General features: G+C 51.1%; 19 protein-coding genes and 1 riboswitch. Of the genes, 18 read left to right on the top strand and 1 reads right to left on the bottom strand.

Features of this window, described 5'->3' with window-relative positions; translation table 11 throughout:
- Positions 1 to 3 precede the first annotated feature (3 nt).
- The 6 genes from msrB (at position 4) to BM200_RS18320 (ending at position 6,039) form a co-directional block, all read left to right on the top strand.
- Complete coding sequence (gene msrB, locus BM200_RS18345) at positions 4 to 960, top strand: peptide-methionine (R)-S-oxide reductase MsrB (protein ID WP_091188114.1); 957 nt, start codon at positions 4 to 6, stop codon at positions 958 to 960.
- A gap of 18 nt (positions 961 to 978) precedes the next feature.
- Positions 979 to 1,551 carry a nitroreductase family protein gene (locus BM200_RS18340; RefSeq protein WP_091188113.1) on the top strand — a complete coding sequence of 191 codons (573 nt, stop codon included), beginning with the start codon at positions 979 to 981 and terminating at the stop codon, positions 1,549 to 1,551.
- A 215-nt stretch (positions 1,552 to 1,766) separates the two neighbouring features.
- Complete coding sequence (locus BM200_RS18335) at positions 1,767 to 2,201, top strand: MarR family winged helix-turn-helix transcriptional regulator (protein ID WP_091188112.1); 435 nt, start codon at positions 1,767 to 1,769, stop codon at positions 2,199 to 2,201.
- 22 nt (positions 2,202 to 2,223) lie between these two features.
- A complete protein-coding gene (locus BM200_RS18330; RefSeq protein ID WP_091188111.1) occupies positions 2,224 to 3,858 on the top strand; it encodes an MDR family MFS transporter in 1,635 nt (544 codons plus the stop codon).
- Positions 3,859 to 4,079: 221 nt separating this feature from the next.
- Entirely contained in the window at positions 4,080 to 4,547 is a 468-nt protein-coding gene (locus BM200_RS18325) for a MarR family winged helix-turn-helix transcriptional regulator (protein ID WP_091188110.1), read from the top strand.
- Entirely contained in the window at positions 4,540 to 6,039 is a 1,500-nt protein-coding gene (locus BM200_RS18320) for a DHA2 family efflux MFS transporter permease subunit (RefSeq protein WP_091188109.1), read from the top strand. The genes BM200_RS18325 and BM200_RS18320 overlap by 8 nt, the downstream gene beginning before the upstream one ends.
- A 92-nt stretch (positions 6,040 to 6,131) precedes the next feature.
- Here BM200_RS18320 and BM200_RS18315 read toward each other — a convergent pair whose 3' ends face one another.
- Positions 6,132 to 7,418 (bottom strand): LysM peptidoglycan-binding domain-containing protein, encoded by a 1,287-nt coding sequence (locus BM200_RS18315; protein WP_091188108.1) that lies wholly within the window; start codon positions 7,416 to 7,418, stop codon positions 6,132 to 6,134.
- Between the two features lie 253 nt (positions 7,419 to 7,671).
- A riboswitch (purine riboswitch) is annotated at positions 7,672 to 7,772 on the top strand.
- A 247-nt stretch (positions 7,773 to 8,019) separates the two neighbouring features.
- Between BM200_RS18315 and purE the strand changes: the two genes are divergently transcribed.
- The 12 genes from purE (at position 8,020) to purD (ending at position 21,577) form a co-directional block, all read left to right on the top strand.
- Positions 8,020 to 8,505, top strand: a complete 486-nt coding sequence (gene purE / locus BM200_RS18310; protein WP_091188107.1) for a 5-(carboxyamino)imidazole ribonucleotide mutase — start codon at positions 8,020 to 8,022, stop codon at positions 8,503 to 8,505.
- A complete protein-coding gene (gene purK / locus BM200_RS18305) occupies positions 8,502 to 9,668 on the top strand; it encodes a 5-(carboxyamino)imidazole ribonucleotide synthase (RefSeq protein ID WP_091188106.1) in 1,167 nt (388 codons plus the stop codon). Before purE ends, purK begins: the two co-directional genes overlap by 4 nt.
- 7 nt (positions 9,669 to 9,675) lie before the next feature.
- Positions 9,676 to 10,971: an adenylosuccinate lyase gene (gene purB / locus BM200_RS18300; RefSeq protein ID WP_091188105.1), complete on the top strand. Its 1,296-nt coding sequence runs from the start codon at positions 9,676 to 9,678 to the stop codon at positions 10,969 to 10,971.
- Positions 10,972 to 10,995: 24 nt separating this feature from the next.
- Positions 10,996 to 11,895, top strand: a complete 900-nt coding sequence (locus BM200_RS18295; protein ID WP_091188104.1) for a phosphoribosylaminoimidazolesuccinocarboxamide synthase — start codon at positions 10,996 to 10,998, stop codon at positions 11,893 to 11,895.
- Positions 11,896 to 12,232: 337 nt separating this feature from the next.
- Positions 12,233 to 12,475, top strand: a complete 243-nt coding sequence (gene purS / locus BM200_RS18290) for a phosphoribosylformylglycinamidine synthase subunit PurS (RefSeq protein ID WP_091188103.1) — start codon at positions 12,233 to 12,235, stop codon at positions 12,473 to 12,475.
- Positions 12,476 to 12,478: 3 nt separating this feature from the next.
- A complete protein-coding gene (purQ, locus tag BM200_RS18285) occupies positions 12,479 to 13,174 on the top strand; it encodes a phosphoribosylformylglycinamidine synthase subunit PurQ (protein ID WP_091188102.1) in 696 nt (231 codons plus the stop codon).
- On the top strand, positions 13,152 to 15,395 hold the full coding sequence (gene purL / locus BM200_RS18280; protein WP_091188101.1) for a phosphoribosylformylglycinamidine synthase subunit PurL: 2,244 nt from the start codon (positions 13,152 to 13,154) through the stop codon (positions 15,393 to 15,395). The genes purQ and purL overlap by 23 nt, the downstream gene beginning before the upstream one ends.
- Complete coding sequence (gene purF, locus BM200_RS18275; protein ID WP_091188100.1) at positions 15,380 to 16,858, top strand: amidophosphoribosyltransferase; 1,479 nt, start codon at positions 15,380 to 15,382, stop codon at positions 16,856 to 16,858. The genes purL and purF overlap by 16 nt, the downstream gene beginning before the upstream one ends.
- Before the next feature lie 30 nt (positions 16,859 to 16,888).
- Positions 16,889 to 17,932, top strand: coding sequence for a phosphoribosylformylglycinamidine cyclo-ligase (gene purM, locus BM200_RS18270; RefSeq protein ID WP_091188099.1), 1,044 nt, complete (start codon positions 16,889 to 16,891; stop codon positions 17,930 to 17,932).
- Positions 17,932 to 18,543, top strand: a complete 612-nt coding sequence (gene purN / locus BM200_RS18265; RefSeq protein WP_091188098.1) for a phosphoribosylglycinamide formyltransferase — start codon at positions 17,932 to 17,934, stop codon at positions 18,541 to 18,543. The genes purM and purN overlap by 1 nt, the downstream gene beginning before the upstream one ends.
- 102 nt (positions 18,544 to 18,645) lie before the next feature.
- A complete protein-coding gene (gene purH, locus BM200_RS18260; RefSeq protein WP_091188097.1) occupies positions 18,646 to 20,196 on the top strand; it encodes a bifunctional phosphoribosylaminoimidazolecarboxamide formyltransferase/IMP cyclohydrolase in 1,551 nt (516 codons plus the stop codon).
- Between the two features lie 112 nt (positions 20,197 to 20,308).
- Positions 20,309 to 21,577 (top strand): phosphoribosylamine--glycine ligase, encoded by a 1,269-nt coding sequence (purD, locus tag BM200_RS18255; protein WP_091188096.1) that lies wholly within the window; start codon positions 20,309 to 20,311, stop codon positions 21,575 to 21,577.
- The last annotated feature ends 345 nt before the right edge of the window (positions 21,578 to 21,922 follow it).

Below are 21,922 nucleotides of genomic sequence, written 5' to 3'. Positions count from 1 at the left end.
AAAATGACTGCAGCTGTAGAACAAGCCATGTTTGCCGGAGGTTGCTTCTGGTGCATGGTATCGCCGTTTGAAGAAACACCGGGTATTTTGTCCGTTGTATCGGGTTATTCCGGGGGAAGCACGGAAAATCCTACGTACGAGGAAGTTTGCTCGGAAACAACAGGCCATGCGGAAGTTGTTCACATTACTTTTGATCCATCGATTTATTCTTACGAGAAGCTGCTGGACGTGTTCTGGCGGCAGATTGATCCGACCGATGCAGGCGGCCAGTTCCATGACCGCGGGGAATCTTACCGGACAGCTATCTTCTATTATAATGAAGAGCAGCGCCAGAAGGCGGAAGCTTCGAAGGCAGCCTTGCAAGCAAGCGGAAGATTCGATAAGCCGATTGTAACCGTAATAGAGCCTGCGAAGGAGTTCTATCCGGCGGAGGATTATCATCAAGGCTATCATCGGACGAACCCGTTCCGTTATAAAATGTACCGCAAAGGCTCCGGCCGCGATGCATTCATTAATAAGCATTGGACCGTAAGGAAAGAGGAAGGCGAGCTTCGCTCCCGTCTTTCGCCTATCCAATATGAAGTAACGCAAAATAACGCGACGGAGCGGCCGTTCACCGGCGAGTATTGGGATCACAAGGAAGAGGGTCTGTATGTGGACATCGTCTCAGGCGAACCGCTTTTCACTTCCCGTGAGAAATATGATTCCGGATGCGGCTGGCCGAGCTTCACGAAGCCGGTGAAGGAAGCGGCCATTACGGAAGTGCTTGATACAAGCCACTTTATGGTTCGTACCGAGGTGCGCAGCAAGGAAGGCGACTCCCATTTGGGTCATGTATTTGACGATGGTCCAGGACCTAATGGACTTCGTTATTGCATTAACTCCGCTTCGCTCCGCTTTATTCCGGTTGCGGATCTGGAGAAGGAAGGCTACGGGGAATACGTCGGCCATTTCAACTGACGAATTGGAGGAGAAACGATGCATATTGAAGAAGCGATCCAAACCAGACGTTCGATTGGACGCGTGAAGAAGGATCCGGTTGATCGTAATCTGATTGAGAAGGTGTTGGAAGCGGCGACTTGGGCGCCAAGTCATCACAACACACAGCCGTGGAGATTTATTGTTATGACTGGCGACGGCCGCGCAAAGCTTGGGGAAGGCTACGCACGCGTGGCGCTTGCTACGCTTGGTGCCGGGGAAAGCCCTGAGCTGGAAGAACGTCTGCGCAAGGAACGCGTGAAGGCATATCGCTCTCCCGTTGTTATTACAGTCGTCTGCTCCCCGTCGGATGATCCGCGGGCAACATTGGTGGAGGAGATTGCGGCTTCCCATACAGCGGTCCAGAACCTGCTGCTTGCCGCTCATGCAAACGGTCTTGGCGCGATCTGGCGGTCCGGCGGTCCGATGTATCATCCGCTGATGAAGGATACCTTTGGTCTAGCCGAGAACGAGCAGATTGTTGCGATGATCTATATGGGTTACCCCGATATGACCCCGCCGGATGTACAACGGACACCGGCAGCCGAGAAGACGATTTGGCTGGAATCATAAGCATGACCTGAGAAGCGCCCGCGAGGGCGCTTTTTTCATTACTAGATGAATAGACGAATAGGAAATAACTTCTCCCGTGTAATCATTGACTGATTCAATAAAAAGATATATAGTTGTAAATACTTTGTTGCTAATTTGTTTAGTGCTAAAATATTAAACACTAACGAATTAGCGAGTGCTAGAAAGTCGAGGTCAGGATAGGAAGGAGAGAGGGAATGAGGAATACAAGCGAAGAATTGATTGGTTTTATCGGACAGTTCAGAACGTTTCTCAGGAACGTGAACAGCGAGTGGAGCAAGAATACGATATGCGGCATGAACTATACGCAATTCAAGTTGCTCCTCACCCTTCATACATCCGGCTCTCTTAAAGTATCGGATATTGCTGATATTCTGGGGCTTACTTCAGGGGCAATTACCGGCATTGCCGATAAGCTCGTTGCAGAAGGATGGATTAGCCGGGAGCGTGCCAGTAATGACCGCAGAGTGGTGTACATTGCCTTAACAGCCAAAGGCAAGGAAATGATGGATGATGTTTTTGAAACGCAGAAAGAAACCTTTTCATCCTTTTTTAATGTACTGCCGGAAGAAGATATTCAGCACCTGAGAAGAATCTTCTCTGAGCTGCTAGCGAATATGGACAACAAATAGATAAGGGGAGAAGAGAAAAATCATGGAACATTTATCGAAACAAAGAAAACTGACGATTATGATTGCCATCATGTTCGCGATGTTCTTTGCAGCTATCAACCAAACGATTGTCAGCACGGCTATGCCGCGCATTATCGCGGAACTTGGCGGAATGGATTTATATACATGGACGATCACGATCTATATGCTGACTTCCACCATTGCTACCATTCTGGTCGGCAAGCTCTCAGATATATATGGACGTAAGCCGTTCATCCTGGCGGGTATATTGTTCTTCATTGTTGGCGCCTTTACGTCCGGTCTTGCGGACAATGTTTATCAGTTCATTACCTTCCGCGGGATTCAAGGGGTTGGCGCCGGTATTATTATGGCAACAGCCTTCACGGCGGTAGGTGACTTGTTCCCTCCGCGTGAACGGGGCAAATGGACGGGGGTTATGACTGCCGTATTTGGTTTCTCCAGCGTGATTGGTCCGACATTAGGCGGATGGATTATCGATCATATGGCATGGCATTGGGTGTTCTGGATCTTCCTGCCGCTTGGTGTTATAGCTTTTATTATGATTCTGACGCTGTTCCCGAAAACCGAGCGCAAAGCTCACCAGCCCATTGACTATTTGGGTTCGATTTTACTGACAACAACACTTGTGCCGCTTCTGCTTGCTTTTACATGGGCGGGATCGAAATACGAATGGGCTTCTGGTCAAATTATCGGCTTGTTTGGCGCGACGGTTCTGTCGCTTATACTCTTCCTGCTTATTGAACGGAAAGCCAAAAATCCTGTACTTCCGCTGTATATTTTCCGTAATGGCACAGTTACCTTATCGAATGTAATCGGCTTTATTATGAACTTTGGCATGATGGGCGCACTGATCTATCTTTCCTTCTTCGTGCAAGGTGTCCTTGGGATTTCGCCGACTCATGCCGGTTATGTAACGATGCCAATGTCGATTGGCATGGTTATTACGAGTGCGATTGGTGGTCAACTGATCTCAAGAACAGGTAAATACAAACGCTTTGCTGTCATTGGTCTGCCGATTATGCTCGTTGGCATGCTCATTATGACATTTATGAACAGCGTGCCATTGGCCGTTCTGGCGATGATCATATTTGGTCTTGGGCTTGGGCTTGGCATGCCGGTCTTCTCGCTTACGGTTCAAAATGCCGTTCCGCATGCGGAGCTTGGTGCAGCTACGGCAACGATGCAATTGTTCCGTAACTTAGGCGGTACTATTGGTATTGCGGTTATGGGAACGGTGCTTTCTTCGGCACTGAAGCAAAACCTGACGGATCTTGCCAAGTCCGGTGAAGGTGCGGACATGTCGAAGCTGGATCCTGCAACAGCAGAGAAATTTGCACAATTTGCAAATCCGCAAATGCTGACGGATCAGCCCGCGCTCAAAGCTACGCGTGAAGGCTTGACGGCTGATCTGCAGGTTCAATTCGATAAAATGATCGATTTGCTTCGCGACGCGCTTAGCAACTCGCTCTCAACGGTGTTCCTGACAGGTGCCGGCATATTATTCATTGCCGTTGTGCTTGTATGGTTTATTAGAGAGATTCCGCTTCGTACATCGAATAAAACGTCTCAAGATGAAACAGCGGGCAAAGATGTGCAAGTAGAAGGTCAAGTGGCAGCTGTTAGCCAAAGCAACTAACGGAATAATAAGGGAAGGAAGAAGGCAGTCTAAAGCTGTCTTCTTCCTTTATTTCAGGCAGGTCAAGCTGGAGAAAAAACTCAAAAAAGTGCATTGACTGATTCATAAAAAAGATATATAGTAATAAATGCTTTATTAATAATTTGTTTAGTATTAAAATATTAAATGCTAACGAATAGGGTGCGTCATAGGCTCAAGTCAGACAGGAAAGGAGAGAGGAAATGACGAATGCCAACGAAGAATTAATTGGTTTTATCGGACAATTCCGGACTTTCCTGAAGAACGTGAACAATGAGTGGAGCAGGAAAACGATGAGCGGCATGAACTATACGCAATTTAAGGTGCTGTTCACGCTGCATACCTCCGGCTCACGCAAGGTTTCAGAAATGGCTGAAGTTCTGGGATTGACTTCCGGCGCTATTACGGGCATAGCGGATAAGTTGGTCGCCGAAGAATGGATAAGCAGAGAGCGTGCCAATGACGACCGGCGGGTCGTGTACATTGAACTAACTCCTAAAGGCAAGGCTATGGTTGACGATGTGCTCGAATCGCAGAAAGAAACCTTTTCGTCCTTCTTTAACGCTCTTCCAGAAGAGGATATTCAGCATCTGAGAAGGATCTTCACTCAGCTGCTTGTGAATATGGATAACAAAACACCTACAGAAAAGGAGAGAAAATCCAATGAGTAATGCTGTAGCAGCATTTAAAAGAGGCCCGATCGTCGCATCGGTACTCATCGCGGCGTTTGTCGCGCTTCTGAGCCAGACGCTCTTGAACGTCGCGCTTCCAAGCATTATGGCTGACCTGGAAGTCAGCGCGAATACGGTACAATGGCTGTCCACCGGTTATTTGCTTGTCAATGGGGTCCTTATTCCGATTAGTGCATATTTGATCAGCCGGTTTTCGACCAGGTCCTTATTTGTCGTTGCCGTAAGCTTATTTACAGCAGGTACCGTAGTCAGTGCCTTGGCGCCAAGCTTTGAGGTTCTGCTGACAGGACGTATTATTCAGGCGGCTGGCGCAGGTATTCTGATGCCGCTTATGTCCATTATATTCCTGACCATCTTCCCGATTGAACAACGCGGTAAGGCAATGGGCATGATGGGGATCGCGATGATCTTCGCCCCGGCTGTTGGACCAACGCTGTCGGGCTGGATCGTCGAGCATTATGACTGGCGCATTCTGTTCTACATCGTATTGCCGATCTCGTTATTCGCCTTGGTCTACGGCGCAATCTCGATGAAGAACGTAACGCAAACAGCGAAGTCCAAGCTGGATGTCTTTGCCGTTATTTTGTCCACGCTTGGCTTTGGCGGTCTGCTTTACGGTTTCAGTGATGCCGGTACTGACGGTTGGGACAACGTAACGGTGTATACAAGCCTGATTGTTGGGGTTGTTGCCCTTATTGCCTTTGTATGGTACCAGCTCGTTGTTAAGAAGCCGATTCTTGAAATGCGTGTATTCAAATTCGGCATGTATTCCCTGACGACTGTCATTAACGTTATCATCACGATGGCGATGTTCTCGGGTATGATTTTGCTTCCGATCTATTTGCAAAATATTCGCGGCTTTACGCCTTTGGAATCGGGCTTGCTTCTGCTGCCAGGTGCAATCCTGATGGGGATCATGTCCCCGATTACCGGCATGATCTTCGATAAAGTTGGCGCTCGCTGGCTGGCGGTTACCGGTCTGGTGATTACCGTGTTCTCGTCCTATGAATTCAGCCAACTGACGGATCATACGACATATGGTTATCTGATTACGATGTATACGCTGCGGATGTTCGGGATGTCCATGCTGATGATGCCGATCCAAACCGCTGGCATGAACCAATTGCCGCAACGCCTCAATGCCCACGGCTCCGCGATGTCTCAAACGCTTCGTAACGTGGCAGGCGCGCTTGGTACGGCATTCCTTGTTACGCTGATGACGAATAAGGCTGCATCGGAAACGAAGCAGATGGTTATTTCGCAAGGTATTGATCCAAGCGATAAAGCAGCAATGGCTCATGTCGTTCAGGAAGCGACCATTACAGGTATTAACCACTCGTTCGTTGTGGCAACATGGTTCGCTGTTGCAGCTCTGGTACTCGCGTTCTTTATCCGTAAAGTCAAACCGCATGAAGAACCGGCCAAGGTAGTAGGCGATGACCTTGCTGAAGCTCATTTCGCAGCCGAATAATCTTTTAACAAAAACGGCCGTGCAGGCATAAAACCTGCACGGCCGTTTTTGTTGTCCTTCTATTAAGTTCAAACGGAGGATGAAATGATGCTCTATCTCATCCACTTCTGAACATGGAAATTATTTTCCAGAACCTGCCAGAACGCCGGAAACGGAACATCCAGCACCCAGCCGCTTATTCCGCGCAGATGATAGCATTTGACGAGATCCAGCTTCGCCTGCACGCTCCTCGCATCCTCGAACCAGACCTGATGGTCGCGTCCATACTCATCCCTGTAACCATAATACGGTGACTCCGCAACCGGATCGTATTGAATAGAAGCTCCATATCGTGCGGCTCTTCTGACAGCATCATTGCTGCTGATGGACAAAGCCCAGTCCTGTCCGGGGATATAGGGAAGGGTCCAATCATAACCGTATAACGGCATCCCGAGCACGATCTTGCTGGCTGGAATAAGAGATAACGCATAATTAAGAACTTTAGCTACTTCATTCTTTGGAGCAACAGGCATTGGCGGTCCGCCTGACCAGCCCCATTCATAGGTCATGAGAATGACGAAATCCATAATCCTGCCCTGCACGGCATAATCCTGTCCCTCATAGAGCTGGCCTTCCTCGTCTGGTGAGCTCGCAGGCGGGAGGGTGGAGGATATCAGGCATCCGATGGCATGAAGGGAACCGGCAAGCCGTTCAAGGAATTGATGATAAAGCTTGCGGTCAGCTGCCGGGACAAAAGCAAAGTCGACATTTAGAGCCCAATACCTGTTCGCCCGCATCACGTTAATGATTTGCTGGATCAGCCGCTCCGTCACCGATTCAATCGATAAGATGAAATGCACCAGACTTGGGCTGTACGCATAACCGTCGAAATTCGTAATGACCATCATTGGCGCTGCCCGGTTGCGGTAAGCCTCCTTAATGACCGGCTGATCATACAGGGAGCTGATTGAACCGTCCGGCCTGACCTGATAACTGAACGGGCTGAGGAAGGTCAAATGCTTTACTGCAGCCGCGGCCGGAGCGGAGATGCCGGTCGCTGAGCTGGAGGGCTCGGCATAACCGTTTACTTCGATAGTCATCTTGTGCGTATTTGGAATGCGGAGCCTCATGCCGGGAAGAATAAGAGCGGGATTGGTGATATGGTTAACCCTCGCAAGCTCTTGCAGGGTTACGCCGTATTTTTGCGAAATCGTCCATAAGCTTTCTCCCGGAATCACCTGATGATTGTTGACCTGCACCGGCAGAATAAGCGACTGTCCGGCGACGAGAGGCTCCAAGCTCATCATGCCGTTAGCAGTAAGAACGTCCTCTGGTGATAAGTTGTAGAGCTGAGCCAGGCTCTGTATGGTATCTCGCTGCTTGACGGTATAGATCTGCATGGCCTCTCGCCCCCTTTAACCGTTCCAGTATCTCTTCTACTACTCTATTCCGATACTCCCCATACTTAACACCATGCCAATTAATTTGATTACGGCAGAAAAAGGAAAGGGATTTGGATACATTTCGAGACAAAAACGAACTTTATTTGAACTCCATTATTTTAATGTTCGTATTTTATACGCTTTTCATTGACAGACATAGGGGGATTGGATAAACTAGAGTAGGTTAAGGCGGAACATTAGTCGAATGATCCGTAAATATGATGAAATTCCTCGTATATCCTCGGGAATAAGGCCCGAAAGTTTCTACCCGAAAACCTATATTTTCGGACTACGAGTATGATGGAACAAATATACAGGTTGCCCGAAAGTATGGGCAGCCTTATGCTGTCTTTGCATTGCCGCATTAATCAAGGTGAAACGGCTTACGTCTTCCTTTGGTAGCGGGGCGCAGAATTGAAGTAAAGACAATTGTTGCCATCTGCTCGGGTCCCGGCAGCATCCATAGACGTTATGGTTGCGGCGCGGGTTTTTTTACGTTTCCAGAAGGTTGATTTTCGCGAGATGTACACAATTTATAGATGAAGGAAGGTTTGAACGCATGTCTGCGAAAGTAGGCGTCATCATGGGCAGCAAGTCAGATTGGGATACAATGAAACTTGCCTGCGACGTGTTAGAAGAGCTGCAAATTCCTTACGAGAAAAAGGTTGTTTCCGCTCACCGGACTCCGGATCTGATGTTCGAATATGCGGAGACGGCTGCAGAACGCGGCCTTAAAGTAATCATCGCAGGTGCCGGCGGTGCCGCGCATTTGCCGGGCATGGTTGCTGCGAAGACGCTTCTGCCGGTAATCGGCGTACCAGTCAAATCCTCTAATCTGAGCGGCCTTGACTCGCTCCTGTCGATCGTGCAAATGCCAGGCGGCATTCCGGTTGCGACGGTAGCGATCGGCAACGCCGGCGGCACGAATGCCGGACTGCTCGCCGCTCAAATGCTGGGAGCCTTTGATCCTGAAGTACAAGCCCGGGTGGAAGCCCGGCGCGAGCGGATCAAGCAGGAAGTGCTGGAAAGCAGTGAGACATTATGATGATGGAAGATGGCAAACGGACGCTTCTGCCGGGCAGCACCATTGGTGTTCTTGGCGGCGGACAACTTGGCCGGATGATGGCGCTCGCAGGCAGCGCGATGGGTTATCGCTTCGTTGCGCTTGACCCGACTCCAGATGCTCCTTGCGGACAAGTAGCCGACCAGATCGTGGCTGCTTACGATGACCGCGATGCAGCTCGCGAGCTGGCTCGTCAAGCGGATGTGATCACGTATGAGTTCGAGAATGTCGACGCCGATGTGGCAGCGATGCTGATGTCGGAATCGTACGTACCGCAGGGCAGCGAGCTGCTCTACACGACGCAGCACCGGCTGCGCGAGAAGCGTGCGATCGAAGCGGCAGGCGTGCGGGTTGCCCCGTACAGCGAAATCCGAAGCAGCGAAGAACTGCGTGCCGCGGCCGAGAAGTTTGGCCTTCCATGCGTACTCAAGACGGTGATGGGCGGTTATGACGGCAAAGGGCAATGGGTGATTCGGAGCTTCGATGAGATTGATGAAGCCTATGAGACATTAAGCCGTGCCGGCGTTGAGCTTGTGCTGGAGCAATTCATTGCCTTTGACAAGGAATTATCCGTTATTGCGGCAAGAAGTCCGCAAGGCGAGATAAAAGCGTTCCCCGCTGCGGAAAATATTCATGTCGAGAATATTTTGCATCTGTCGATCGTACCGGCTCGCATTGCGGAGAGCGTGCAGAAGGAAGCGGAAAAGCTGGCGATGAAAATTGCTGAAGGGCTTGGTGTTGTAGGCCTGATTGCTGTAGAACTGTTCCTGACGGCTGACGGCGAACTGTTCGTCAACGAACTGGCGCCGCGCCCGCATAACAGCGGACACTACACGATGGAGGCTTGCCGGACCTCGCAGTTCGAGCAGCATGTGCGCGCTGTATGCAACCTGCCTTTAGGCGATACGGAGCTTTTGACTCCGGTTGTTATGGTGAATGTCCTCGGTCAGCATATTGAGCCGCTGCTAGCGCGGATGGCGAAGCATGATGAAGCGGCAGCAAGATTAAAGGTTGCTCCGAAGGTTCATTTGTATGGCAAGAAGGATGCCGTGTTTAAACGGAAGATGGGCCATGTTAACGTGCTTGCTGGCGACGTGCAGCAGGCGCTTGATTGGATAGAAGAAACAACTATTTGGAAGGTGTGAACGGTACATGTTAGAGCGTTACAGCAGACCGGAAATGAGAGCAATTTGGACGGAGCAGAACAAATTCCAGGCATGGCTCGAGGTTGAGCTTTGTTCCTGCGAGGCTTGGGTAGAGCTTGGCGTTATTCCTAAAGAAGATGTAGAAGCGCTTCGCAAAGCAGCTACTTTCAATATCGACCGCATTTACGAAATCGAGCAGGAAACTCGCCATGACGTTATCGCGTTCACACGCGCCGTATCCGAGACCGTAGGTCCGGAGCGCAAATGGGTGCACTACGGCCTGACTTCGACTGACGTTGTAGATACAGCGAACGGTTATCTCCTTCTTCAAGCGAATGCTATCCTGAAAAAAGACATCGAGCGCTTCATCTCGATCCTTCGCGAGAAAGCCGTTCAATATAAAGATACGCCAATGATGGGCCGTACGCATGGTGTACACGCCGAGCCAACAACCTTCGGTCTGAAGATGGCCCTTTGGCATGAAGAAATGAAACGCAACCTAGAGCGCTTCGAGCATGCAGCTAACGGCGTTCAATTCGGTAAAATCTCCGGTGCTGTTGGTACTTACGCGAACATCGATCCGTTTGTTGAAGAATTCGTATGCAACAAGCTGGGCATCAGTGCAGCTCCAATCTCTACTCAAACTTTGCAGCGTGACCGTCACGCTGAATATATGGCGACACTCGCACTTGTTGCGACATCGCTTGATAAATTCGCTACGGAAATCCGCGCTTTGCAGAAGAGCGAATTCCGTGAAGTGGAAGAAGCATTCGCTAAAGGTCAAAAAGGTTCGTCGGCTATGCCGCACAAACGCAATCCGATCGGCTGCGAGAATATTTCCGGTCTGTCCCGCGTCATCCGCGGCCACATGCTGACAGCTTACGAGAACGTACCGCTGTGGCATGAGCGCGACATCAGCCATTCTTCGGCTGAACGCGTAATTCTGCCGGATGCAACGATGCTTCTGAACTATATGCTGAACCGTCTCGGCAACATCATTCAGAACCTGACCGTGTTCCCTGAGAACATGAAGAAAAACATGCAGCGCACGTTTGGCGTTCCGTTCTCCGGACGCGTTATGACGAAGCTGATCGATAAAGGCCTCAGCCGCGAGCAAGCCTACGATACGGTTCAACCGCGCGCGATGCAGGCTTGGGAAGAGCAACGCCAATTCCGCGACATTATCGAATCGACACCGGAAATTACAAGCCTGCTGTCGGCTGAAGAGATTGACGATGCCTTCAATCCGGCTTGGCATTTGAAGCATGTGGATACGATCTTTACACGTCTTGGCTTGAACTAAGAGGCAAAGGGGATTCGAGAAAGAATGACTGCACAATCGCAAGCTTTATCCACAGCAGCGGATTATATCAAGGCTCCGCTGCTGTACAAAGGGAAAGTACGTGAGCTTTACGATCTGGGCGAACATTACCTGATTGTGGTGACCGACCGGATCTCGGCGTTCGATTATGTGCTGGATCCGGCCGTGCCTCAGAAGGGCAACGTGCTGAACCGCCTGTCGGCTTTCTGGTTCGAGCAAACGGAATCGATCCAAACGAACCATGTTGTCCACACGGACGTAGAAAAGCTTGGGGACATCATTACGTCGCCCGAGCTTCTGAAGGACCGGATCATGGTGACGAAAAAAGCGGAGCGCATCGACATTGAATGTGTCGTTCGCGGCTATATCACAGGCGGCGGCTGGAGACAATACCAGCAAACGTCCGCGATTAACGGAATCGAGCTTCCGGAGGGCATGCGCAAGAACGAGCGCTTCCCTAAGCCAATCTTCACGCCGGCTGCGAAAAACGACGTTGGCCATGACGAGGACATTCCGTTTACGCGCATGCAAGAAATGGTTGGCGCCGAGCTAGCGGAAGAGCTTCGTGACCGCAGCATCAAGCTGTATGAATTCGCTCATGAATACTGCGCGAAGCATGGCATCATCCTTGCCGATTGCAAATTCGAATTCGGCTTGATCGACGGCAAAGTCATTCTGATCGACGAAATCTTTACCCCGGACTCCTCGCGTTTCTGGGCGGAGAGCAACTATGCTTACGATATTGAGATTGACAGCATGGACAAAGAACCGGTCCGCACCTACCTTCTCGGTTCCGATTGGGACAGAGACAGCAAACCGGCTCCTCTCCCAGAATCCGTTGTTAACGAAACAACAAATCGTTACCTGGATATTTACAGCCGTCTTACCGGCCGTTCGCTCGGATAGATCGCAATTATATTTAGTCTTTTATCATCGTTATTTGATCTTATGCTTTGAGATTTTCTCTTTGGCGTTGAGCACGGAAGTAGCGCTAACGCCCCGCGCGGTACCCACGACTACCCGGGAGGATGTTGTTTGGCCGGCTGTCGGAAGTGAGGGAGCAGGGGTGACTGTCGTAGAGCGACAGCGCTCGCCTTTGAAATCGGGAAAATAACCGCTAAGCGGTTCTGATCAAATTTTCCGGATTTCAACAGCGACGTAGACAGACACCCCTGTGACCGAGCGACCCAAGCTGACGAACTAGCACCATTCGACCGGAAAAACCATTTTCAGGAGGCCAACCATGAAAGCAAAAGTCTACGTCACTATCAAACAAAATGTACTCGACCCGCAAGGTCAAGCCGTTCAAGGCTCGCTGCACACGATGGGCTTCGCAGAAGTTGAGAAAGTCCGCATCGGCAAATACCTTGAGCTTGAGCTCGACACGAATGACCGCGCGGAAGCGGAAGCACGCGTGAAAGTGATGTGCGAAAAGCTGCTGGCAAACACGGTAGTCGAAGATTTCCGTTTTGAATTGGAGGGGTAACCGATGAAGTTTGCAGTTCTCGTATTCCCTGGCTCCAACTGTGACATCGACTGCTACAAAGCGGTAGAAGATACAATCGGCCAAGAGGTTGATTATGTATGGCATACAGCGACCGACCTGTCCGCTTACGATGCTATTCTGGTGCCGGGCGGCTTCTCCTACGGCGACTACCTGCGCTGCGGCGCGATGGCTAGTTATGCTCCGGTAATGAATGAAGTGGTGAAAGCAGCAGAACAAGGCAAGTTTATCCTTGGCATCTGCAACGGATTCCAGATCCTGACCGAAGCGAACCTCCTGCCAGGCGCGCTGATCCGCAACACGGGTCTTAAATTCCGCTGTCAGCAACAAATGCTTGAAGTGGTAAACAACGGCACGGCATTTACGAACCAATACTCGCAAGGCGAGATGATCGATATTCCGATTGCGCACGGCGAAGGCAACTACTACTGCGACGATGCAACCCTGGCTGAGCTGAAAGCGAACAACCAGATCGTATTCCGCTATGCAGGCGACACGAACCCGAATGGTTCTGTTGAGAACATTGCCGGCATCAGCAACAAGAAGGGCAATGTCGTAGGCATGATGCCTCACCCAGAGCGCGCGATTGACCAAATCCTCGGCTCGGAAGACGGCAAACGGATGTTTACATCGATTTTGAATGCATGGAGGGAACAACATGGCGCAGCAATTAACGGCTAAGGAACCAACAGCCGAACAAATCGTCGAGCAAAAGATTTATCAACAATTCGGTGTATCGGATTATGAATTTGAGCTTATCTGCGGTTTTCTCGGCCGTAAACCAAACTACACTGAAATCGGCGTATTCAGCGTTATGTGGTCGGAGCACTGTGCATACAAGAACTCCAAGCCAATCCTGAAGAAATTCCCGATCACAGGTCCTCGCGTCCTGATGGGACCAGGCGAAGGCGCGGGTATCGTCGATATCGGCGACAACCAGGCGGTTGTATTCAAAATCGAATCGCATAACCATCCGTCCGCGGTTGAGCCTTATCAAGGCGCTGCAACAGGCGTTGGCGGCATTATCCGCGACATTTTCTCGATGGGCGCTCGTCCGGTTGCCCTGCTGAACTCGCTTCGTTTCGGCAAGCTGGAGAATGATCGCGTGAAGTACTTGTTCGAGAACGTGGTCAGCGGCATCGCCGGCTACGGTAACTGTATCGGTATTCCTACCGTTGCAGGCGAAGTGATGTTCGACGAGAGCTATGAAGGCAACCCGCTTGTTAACGCCATGTGCGTAGGTCTTATCGATCATGATAAAATTCAACGCGGCGTAGCAAAAGGTGTTGGCAACCCAGTCTTCTACGTTGGTCCTGCAACAGGCCGCGACGGTATCCACGGCGCGACTTTCGCATCCGTTGAGCTGACAGAAGAATCCGAAGAGAAACGTACTGCCGTACAAGTCGGTGATCCGTTCATGGAGAAGCTCGTTATGGAGTCCACTCTGGAACTGATCAACTCCGGCATCGTACTTGGCATTCAAGATATGGGCGCAGCGGGCCTCACTTGCTCGAGCGCAGAGATGGCTTCCAAAGCCGGCAACGGCCTGGAGCTGTATCTCGATGAAGTTCCACAACGCGAGACAGGCATGACGCCTTACGAAATGATGCTGTCGGAGTCGCAAGAACGTATGCTGTTCGTTGTTGAACCGCAGCATGAAGCACAAGCGCAAGAGATCTTCGACCGTTGGGGCGTTATTTGTAAAAAGGTTGGTAAAGTAACCGATGACGGACGTCTTCGTCTGTTCCACCAAGGCGAGCAAGTGGCTGACATGCCGGTTAAAGCGCTCGTTGATGAGTGCCCGGTTTATGAGAAACCATCCCAAGAGCCGGCTTATTACCGTGCCAATGCAACGCTTGATACTGCTGCATTCGCAGAAGTAACCGATCTGACTGGCGCTCTTGAAAAAGTGCTCGCTTCGCCAACAGTGGCAAGCAAAGAGTGGGTTTACAACCAATATGACTACATGGTTCGCACGTCGACAGCGGTTCAACCAGGCTCCGACGCAGCGGTTGTTACGATTCGCGGCACTCGCAAGGGTCTTGCGATGACGACAGACTGCAACGGCCGTTACGTATATCTCGATCCTGAAGTTGGCGGCCGCATCGCAGTAGCGGAAGCAGCCCGTAACATCGTATGTTCCGGTGCAGAACCGCTTGCGATTACGGATAACCTGAACTTCGGCAGTCCTGAGAAGCCGGAAGTATTCTGGCAAATCGAGAAGGCTGCAGACGGCATGTCCGAAGCTTGCCGCGTGCTGGATACGCCGGTAATCGGCGGCAACGTAAGCTTGTACAACGAGAACGCAAAAGGCGCGATCTACCCGACTCCGGTAATTGGCATGGTTGGTCTCGTACATGATGTGGATCACATTACGACGCAAGGCTTCAAAAAAGAAGGCGACGTTATTATCCTCGTCGGCGACACTAAAGCAGAGTTTGGCGGCAGCGAGCTGCTCTACGTGCTGAACGGTGCGGCTGAAGGCCGTCCACCAGCCATTGATCTGGCAACGGAGAAAAACATGCTTGGTGCTGTTCTGACAGCGATCCAAGGTGGTCTGGTTGCTTCCGCACATGACTTGTCTGAAGGCGGCCTTGCTGTAGCACTTGCGGAATCCGCAATCAGCGGCAAAATTGGTGCAGAAGTGAACGTGGCAACGGATCTTCGTCCTGACCACCTTCTGTTCTCCGAATCGCAAACGCGTATCCTGCTCTCGGCTACACCTGAGAAGGCAGCAGCATTGCAAGCGCACTTGACAGAACAAGGCGTAGTAAATGCAGCAATCGGTACTGTAAAAGGCAGCAGCCTGACCATCAACGTAAATGGCAAATCCGGCGTTAATGCACCGGTAAAACAACTGGAGAAGGTCTGGAAGGATGCGATTCCATGTCTGATGAAATAAAACAGCATAAGCTGTGGACGGGAAATCATTATAACGAAGGCATTGGCCGTGACGATATGTTTGACAAACTGCGTGAGGAGTGTGGCGTGTTCGGGGTCTTTAATGTCCCGAATGCGTCCTCCCTCAGCTATTACGGCCTTCATGCTCTCCAGCATCGCGGCGAAGAAAGCGCCGGGATCTGTACAGTGGATACGGAGGCGGGAAACCGCTTCTCCTACCACCGCGGTATGGGGCTCGTGAAGGAAGTATTTGATAAAGAGCGGATTCAATCGCTCGCCGGTGACCGCTCCATTGGCCACGTTCGTTATTCGACGGCTGGCGAGAGCAAGCTGGCGAATGCGCAGCCGCTTATTTTCCGTTATCGGGATGGCGATCTGGCGGTTGCAACGAACGGTAATATCGTGAATGCACCGGAGATCCGCAAGGAGCTGGAGAGCCAAGGCTCGATCTTCCAAACCTCCAGCGATACGGAAGTTATCGCTCACTTGATCGCTCGTTCGTCGAAGAGCTTCGAAGAAGCAGCGAAAGATGCGCTTCAGCGTATTATTGGCGGCTTCGCGTTCCTTATTATGACGAATGATAAGCTGCTTGTAGCGTCTGACCCGAATGGTCTGCGTCCACTCGTGATGGGCAAGATCGGTGACGGTTATGTATTCTCTTCCGAATCGTGTGCGTTCGAATCGATTGGCGCAGAATATGTACGTGACGTTCAACCGGGCGAACTGCTTTACCTGGATGCTGACGGTATGCGCGAAGACCGCTATGCAGAAGTAGAGCGGCGGGCAACCTGTGCGATGGAATATATCTATTTTGCCCGCCCGGACAGCGATATTAATACCATCAACATCCACTCCGCGCGCAAGCGGATGGGTAAACAGCTTGCGATGGAATCGTTCGTGGATGCCGACATCGTAATCGGCGTGCCGGATTCGAGTATTTCGGCGTCTATCGGTTATGCTGAGCAAACAGGCATTCCTTATGAGCTTGGACTTATTAAGAATAAATACACAGGCCGTACGTTTATTCAGCCCTCCCAGGAGCTGCGGGAACAAGGCGTGAAGATGAAGCTGTCAGCTGTGCGTAAAGTCGTGGAAGGCAGACGTGTTGTTATGATCGATGACTCGATCGTTCGCGGCACGACATCCCGCCGGATTGTGAACATGCTTCGCGAGGCCGGCGCGACGGAAGTGCATGTGCGGATTACTTCACCGCCATTCAAGAACCCTTGCTACTACGGTATTGATACGCCGGATCGCAAGGAGCTGGTTGCTTCTTCGAGAACGGTGCAGGAAATGTGCGAAATGATTAATGCGGACTCTTTATATTTCCTTAGCCATGAAGGTTTTATCGATTCGGTAGGCGGCAATGACGGCGCGTATAACCGCGGCATGTGTCTGGCTTGCTTCGATAACGATTATCCAACACCGGTTGACGAAGAATCGGATAAGAGCTGCAGCTGTTAATAGACAAGTTTATAAAAGGGGTTGACTGGTGTGTCAGAAGCGTACAAAAAGGCCGGAGTCGATATTGCTGCCGGCAATGAAGCAGTCGAACGGATGAAGAAGCATGTTAAGAAAACGTTCCGTCCAGAGGTGCTGACTGATCTCGGCGGGTTTGGCGGTTTGTTTGGTCTTAACAAAGACAAATACGAGGAGCCTGTGCTCGTATCTGGAACGGACGGCGTTGGCACGAAGCTGAAGCTGGCGTTCATGATGGATAAGCATGATACGATCGGCATTGACGCGGTTGCCATGTGCGTAAACGATATTATCGTACAAGGCGCTGAGCCTCTCTTCTTCCTCGATTATCTGGCATGCGGTAAAGTCGTTCCGGAAAAAATCGAAGCTGTTGTAAAAGGTATCTCTGACGGCTGTGTACAAGCAGGCTGCGCGCTGATTGGCGGAGAAACAGCTGAAATGCCTGGTATGTACCAAGGCGACGAATATGATATCGCTGGCTTCACAGTTGGCGTTGTTGATAAAAAGAAAATTATCGATGGCACTACAATCGCTCCTGGCGATGTTGTTCTTGGTTTCGCGTCAAGCGGCATCCACAGCAACGGCTACTCGCTGGTACGCCGTCTTTTGCTTGAAGAATGCGGCTACGCGCTTGACCAACGTCTGCCTGAGCTGAACGACGAGGTTCTTGGCGACGTTCTGATCGAGCCAACCCGCATCTATGTGAAATCGGCTCTGAAGCTGATCGAGCAAGTGAATGTAAAAGGCATGGCGCATATTACAGGCGGCGGCTTTATTGAGAATATCCCACGGGTTCTGCCTGAAGGCGTAAATGTAAATGTAGAATACGGCTCTTGGCCGATCCTGCCTATCTTCCAGCTGATGCAGGACAAAGGCGCAATTACAAACCGTGACATGTTCACGACATTTAATATGGGCATCGGGTTAATCGTAGTTGTTCCAGCTGATCAAGCGGAAGAGGCTCTTAAAGTAGCAGCTGAGCTTGGCGAAGCAGCATACCGAATCGGAACGGTAACGGAGGGCAATCGCGTCGTTACGTTTACAGGAGCGGACGTGTAATGGGAGCATTGCGTTTAGCCGTCTTCGCATCGGGGCAAGGAACGAACTTCCAAGCCCTGGTCGATGCGGTGCGACAAGGAGGGCTCGATGCAACCATCGAGCTTCTTGTTTGTGATAAGCCATCTGCGCCTGTTGTAGAACGGGCGCGCAAAGCGGGTGTCAATACCTTCCTCTTCGTGCCGAAGGAATATCCGTCGCGCGAGGCTTATGAAACGGAAATTCTGGCGGAGCTTAACCGCCGCGGTATCGAGCTGGTCGTATTGGCCGGTTATATGCGGATTATTACATCTGTTCTTGTGGAGCCGTTTTACGGCCACATGATTAATATTCATCCTGCTCTTCTGCCGTCCTTCCCTGGTGTAAATGGAATCGGACAAGCGCTTGCATACGGCGTGAAGGTAACGGGAGTTACCGTTCATTACGTGGATGGAGGCATGGACAGCGGACCAATCATCGCGCAAAGCGCCGTCGACGTATTGAGCGGCGATACGGAAGATACGCTTGGCGGACGTATTCATGCAGCCGAGCAGCAGCTGCTGCCAAAGGTCGTGCAGTGGATTGCCGAGGGCCGTGTTTCCCTTAATGGACGCAACGTTACGGTGACAGCTTAGCTTAACCAAAATAACCTCTATTCGCGGCCGCTCATCTCTGAATGGCCTCGATAGAGATTTTTATACATTTTATAAGTACCTATTTCGAGGAGGCAATTTGGCGTGGCAATTCGTAGAGCGTTAATTAGTGTATCGGACAAGACTGGTATTGTGGAATTTTCTCGTGAGCTGGCAGCTCAAGGCGTACAAATCATCTCGACAGGCGGTACGTTCAGCCTGCTGGAGAAGGAAGGCATTCCGGTTATCGGCATCTCCGACGTAACGGGCTTCCCTGAAATTCTGGACGGCCGTGTCAAAACGCTTCATCCGGCGGTTCACAGCGGACTTCTGGCGATCCGTGACGACGAAGAGCATCAGAAAGTGATGAAGGAGCTGGGCCTCGACTACATCGATCTGGTTGTCGTGAACCTGTATCCGTTCAAGCAAACGATCTCGAATCCAAATGTTGAATATGCGGACGCAATCGAGAACATCGATATCGGTGGTCCTACAATGCTTCGCTCGGCTGCGAAGAACCATGCTTTCGTAACGGTTGTCGTGGATGCAAGCGACTATGCCGGCGTAATCGAAGAAATCAAAGCCGGCGGGGACACTACCCTTGAGACACGCAAACGCCTGACGGCAAAAGTATTCCGTCATACAGCAGCATACGATGCGCTGATTGCGGATTACCTGACGAAGCAAGTTGGCGAAGAGCTGCCTGAGTCTTATACCGTTACTTACGAGAAAGTGCAGGATCTGCGCTACGGCGAGAACCCGCATCAGAAAGCGGCGTTCTACAGCAAACCGCTGGCTGCCGTTGGCAACATTACAACCGCTGAACAGCTGCACGGCAAAGAATTGTCCTACAACAACATTAACGACGCGAATGCGGCGCTTGCTATCGTGAAGGAATTCGACGAGCCGGCCTGCGTAGCGGTAAAACATATGAATCCATGCGGCGTGGGTATCGGCGCTGATATTCATGAAGCTTATCAAAAAGCATACGCAGCCGATCCTACTTCGATCTTTGGCGGTATCGTTGCGGCGAATCGTACGATCGGAGCAGACACGGCTGAGCTGCTGAGCCAAATCTTCCTTGAAATCATCATCGCGCCAGACTTTACTCCGGAAGCGCTCGAAGTGCTGACGAAGAAGAAAAATATCCGCCTCCTAAAGCTTGGCGAGCTGTCGGTATCTGCTGCAGAGCGCCAGTCGGATTGGCTGTCTACTACGGTTGACGGCGGTTTGCTCGTACAAGAGAGCGACGTTCGCAGTCTGACGGAAGCTGACCTGCAGTTTGTAACGGACCGCAAGCCAACGGAAGAAGAGCTGAAACAACTGCTGTTCGGATGGAAAGTTGTGAAGCACGTGAAATCGAACGCGATTTTGCTGGCGAAAAACAACATGACGATCGGCGTAGGCGCAGGCCAAATGAACCGGGTTGGCTCCGCACGTATTGCGATTGAGCAAGCAGGCGAGCTGGCAGCTGGTTCTGTACTTGCTTCCGATGCATTCTTCCCAATGGGCGATACCGTTGAGCTTGCCGCAAAAGCAGGCATCACTGCAATCATCCAGACCGGCGGCTCGATCAAAGACGCAGAGTCGATCGAAGCAGCAAATAAGCATAATATCGCAATGGTAATGACTGGCGTTCGCCACTTCAAACACTAAGACATCAAACTCAGATAGCGGAGCTTTTTGCCGCAGCGTGCACGGGTAAGGCATGCGGCGGCAAGACTGCTTCGCTATTAGGCATTTATATATCAGGGGGTAACGAAAAACGATGAGAATTTTAGTTGTTGGCGGCGGCGGACGTGAGCATGCGATTGTCTGGGCGCTGAAGAAAAGCGAGAAGGTCAAAGAAGTATTTTGTGCGCCGGGTAATGCGGGCATTGCTCAAATTGCAGATTGCGTGCCAATTGCGGTTAATCAATTCGACGAGCTAGTAAAGTTTGCAAAGGATGCGTCCATTGACTTCGTCTTTATCGGTCCGGATGATCCGCTTGCAGCAGGTATCGTAGATGCGTTCGAGGAACATAACATTCCGGTCTACGGCCCGAACAAAGCGGCTGCCGAAATCGAAGGAAGCAAAATCTTCATGAAGGATTTGCTCCGCAAGTACAATATCCCTACGGCTAAATACGAGACGTTCACGGAGTATGAAACGGCTCTGGACTATCTCCGCAAGCAATCGGCTCCAATTGTTATTAAGGCGGACGGCCTTGCGGCGGGCAAAGGTGTAACGGTTGCTTATTCCATGGAAGAAGCCGAACAGGCGCTGAAGGAAGCGATGGTTGATAAGGTATTTGGGGCAGCCGGCAATCAGATCGTCATCGAAGAATTCCTGGAAGGCCAAGAAATGTCGATCCTCGCCTTTGTAGACGGGGAGACTGTTAAAGCGATGGTTCCTGCACAGGACCATAAGCCGGTATTCGATAATGACAAAGGCCCGAATACAGGCGGCATGGGTACATACACACCGCTGCCGCATATCGAGCAATCGATTATCGACGAGTCGATCACGAACATTATTATTCCGACAGCGAAAGCGATGGTAAGCGAAGGGCGTCCGTTCCGCGGCGTATTATTCGCCGGTCTGATGATTACGAAGGACGGTCCAAAGACCATCGAGTTTAACGCTCGTATGGGCGATCCGGAAACCCAGGTTGTGCTCCCGCGCCTGAAGACCGATTTGGTTGACGTTGTACTGGCTTCTCTGAACGGACGTCTTGATCAGCTTGAGCTCGAATGGAGCGACGAAGCGGCCGTTTGCGTCATCGTGGCATCGGAAGGTTACCCGGCATCGTATCCGAAAGGCCGTGAGATTACAGGTCTTGAGGCGGCGGAAGCGCAAGGCGCGCTCGTGTTCCATGCCGGCACAGCTGAGCAGGACGGCAAGATCGTAACCAGTGGCGGACGTGTTCTTGGCGTTGTTGGCCGCGGCCGCGATATCGCGGAAGCACGTGCACGCGCTTATGAAGCGGTTAGCGTCATTCATTTCGACGGCATGCACAGCCGTACCGATATTGCAGCAAAAGCGCTTAAGGGCTAAAGCTCGCTTAAAATCAAAGAAAGCGGTCATGCAGGTATTCCACACCTGCATGACCGCTTTTGCTTTTTCCTCTCTTGCTGCACTGGAAGCTTAGCGTGAACACCTGGTCTTGCGTGCGGCCGGCTACTCCTTGTAGAACAAGAGGCTGCGGTCAAGAATGATATATAACACGGCAACAAAGATGCCGGCGAGCAATAAAACCGTCAGCCAATGATCAGTGAGCCAGGATATCCACATCGGCATAGGAATCAACTCCTTGGTTGGACATTAATGTGCTGATTATAGATTGAGCAAGGAGGCGTACATCTATTCGTCGGAAAGACAAACCAGAACGTTTTCATCCTG

It is taken from the genome of Paenibacillus catalpae (assembly GCF_900112695.1).
Lineage (GTDB): Bacteria > Bacillota > Bacilli > Paenibacillales > Paenibacillaceae > Pristimantibacillus > Pristimantibacillus catalpae.
This window is presented reverse-complemented; position numbering and strand designations above follow the sequence as displayed.

Excerpts from the sequence above, each read along its gene's own strand:
- msrB (WP_091188114.1), top strand. The coding sequence starts at position 4 with ATGACTGCAGCTGTAGAACAAGCCATGTTTGCCGGAGGTTGCTTCTGG.
- BM200_RS18340 (WP_091188113.1), top strand. The coding sequence starts at position 979 with ATGCATATTGAAGAAGCGATCCAAACCAGACGTTCGATTGGACGCGTG.
- BM200_RS18335 (WP_091188112.1), top strand. The coding sequence starts at position 1,767 with ATGAGGAATACAAGCGAAGAATTGATTGGTTTTATCGGACAGTTCAGA.
- BM200_RS18330 (WP_091188111.1), top strand. The coding sequence starts at position 2,224 with ATGGAACATTTATCGAAACAAAGAAAACTGACGATTATGATTGCCATC.
- BM200_RS18325 (WP_091188110.1), top strand. The coding sequence starts at position 4,080 with ATGACGAATGCCAACGAAGAATTAATTGGTTTTATCGGACAATTCCGG.
- BM200_RS18320 (WP_091188109.1), top strand. The coding sequence starts at position 4,540 with ATGAGTAATGCTGTAGCAGCATTTAAAAGAGGCCCGATCGTCGCATCG.
- BM200_RS18315 (WP_091188108.1), bottom strand. The coding sequence starts at position 7,418 with ATGCAGATCTATACCGTCAAGCAGCGAGATACCATACAGAGCCTGGCT.
- purE (WP_091188107.1), top strand. The coding sequence starts at position 8,020 with ATGTCTGCGAAAGTAGGCGTCATCATGGGCAGCAAGTCAGATTGGGAT.
- purK (WP_091188106.1), top strand. The coding sequence starts at position 8,502 with ATGATGATGGAAGATGGCAAACGGACGCTTCTGCCGGGCAGCACCATT.
- purB (WP_091188105.1), top strand. The coding sequence starts at position 9,676 with ATGTTAGAGCGTTACAGCAGACCGGAAATGAGAGCAATTTGGACGGAG.
- BM200_RS18295 (WP_091188104.1), top strand. The coding sequence starts at position 10,996 with ATGACTGCACAATCGCAAGCTTTATCCACAGCAGCGGATTATATCAAG.
- purS (WP_091188103.1), top strand. The coding sequence starts at position 12,233 with ATGAAAGCAAAAGTCTACGTCACTATCAAACAAAATGTACTCGACCCG.
- purQ (WP_091188102.1), top strand. The coding sequence starts at position 12,479 with ATGAAGTTTGCAGTTCTCGTATTCCCTGGCTCCAACTGTGACATCGAC.
- purL (WP_091188101.1), top strand. The coding sequence starts at position 13,152 with ATGGCGCAGCAATTAACGGCTAAGGAACCAACAGCCGAACAAATCGTC.
- purF (WP_091188100.1), top strand. The coding sequence starts at position 15,380 with ATGTCTGATGAAATAAAACAGCATAAGCTGTGGACGGGAAATCATTAT.
- purN (WP_091188098.1), top strand. The coding sequence starts at position 17,932 with ATGGGAGCATTGCGTTTAGCCGTCTTCGCATCGGGGCAAGGAACGAAC.
- purD (WP_091188096.1), top strand. The coding sequence starts at position 20,309 with ATGAGAATTTTAGTTGTTGGCGGCGGCGGACGTGAGCATGCGATTGTC.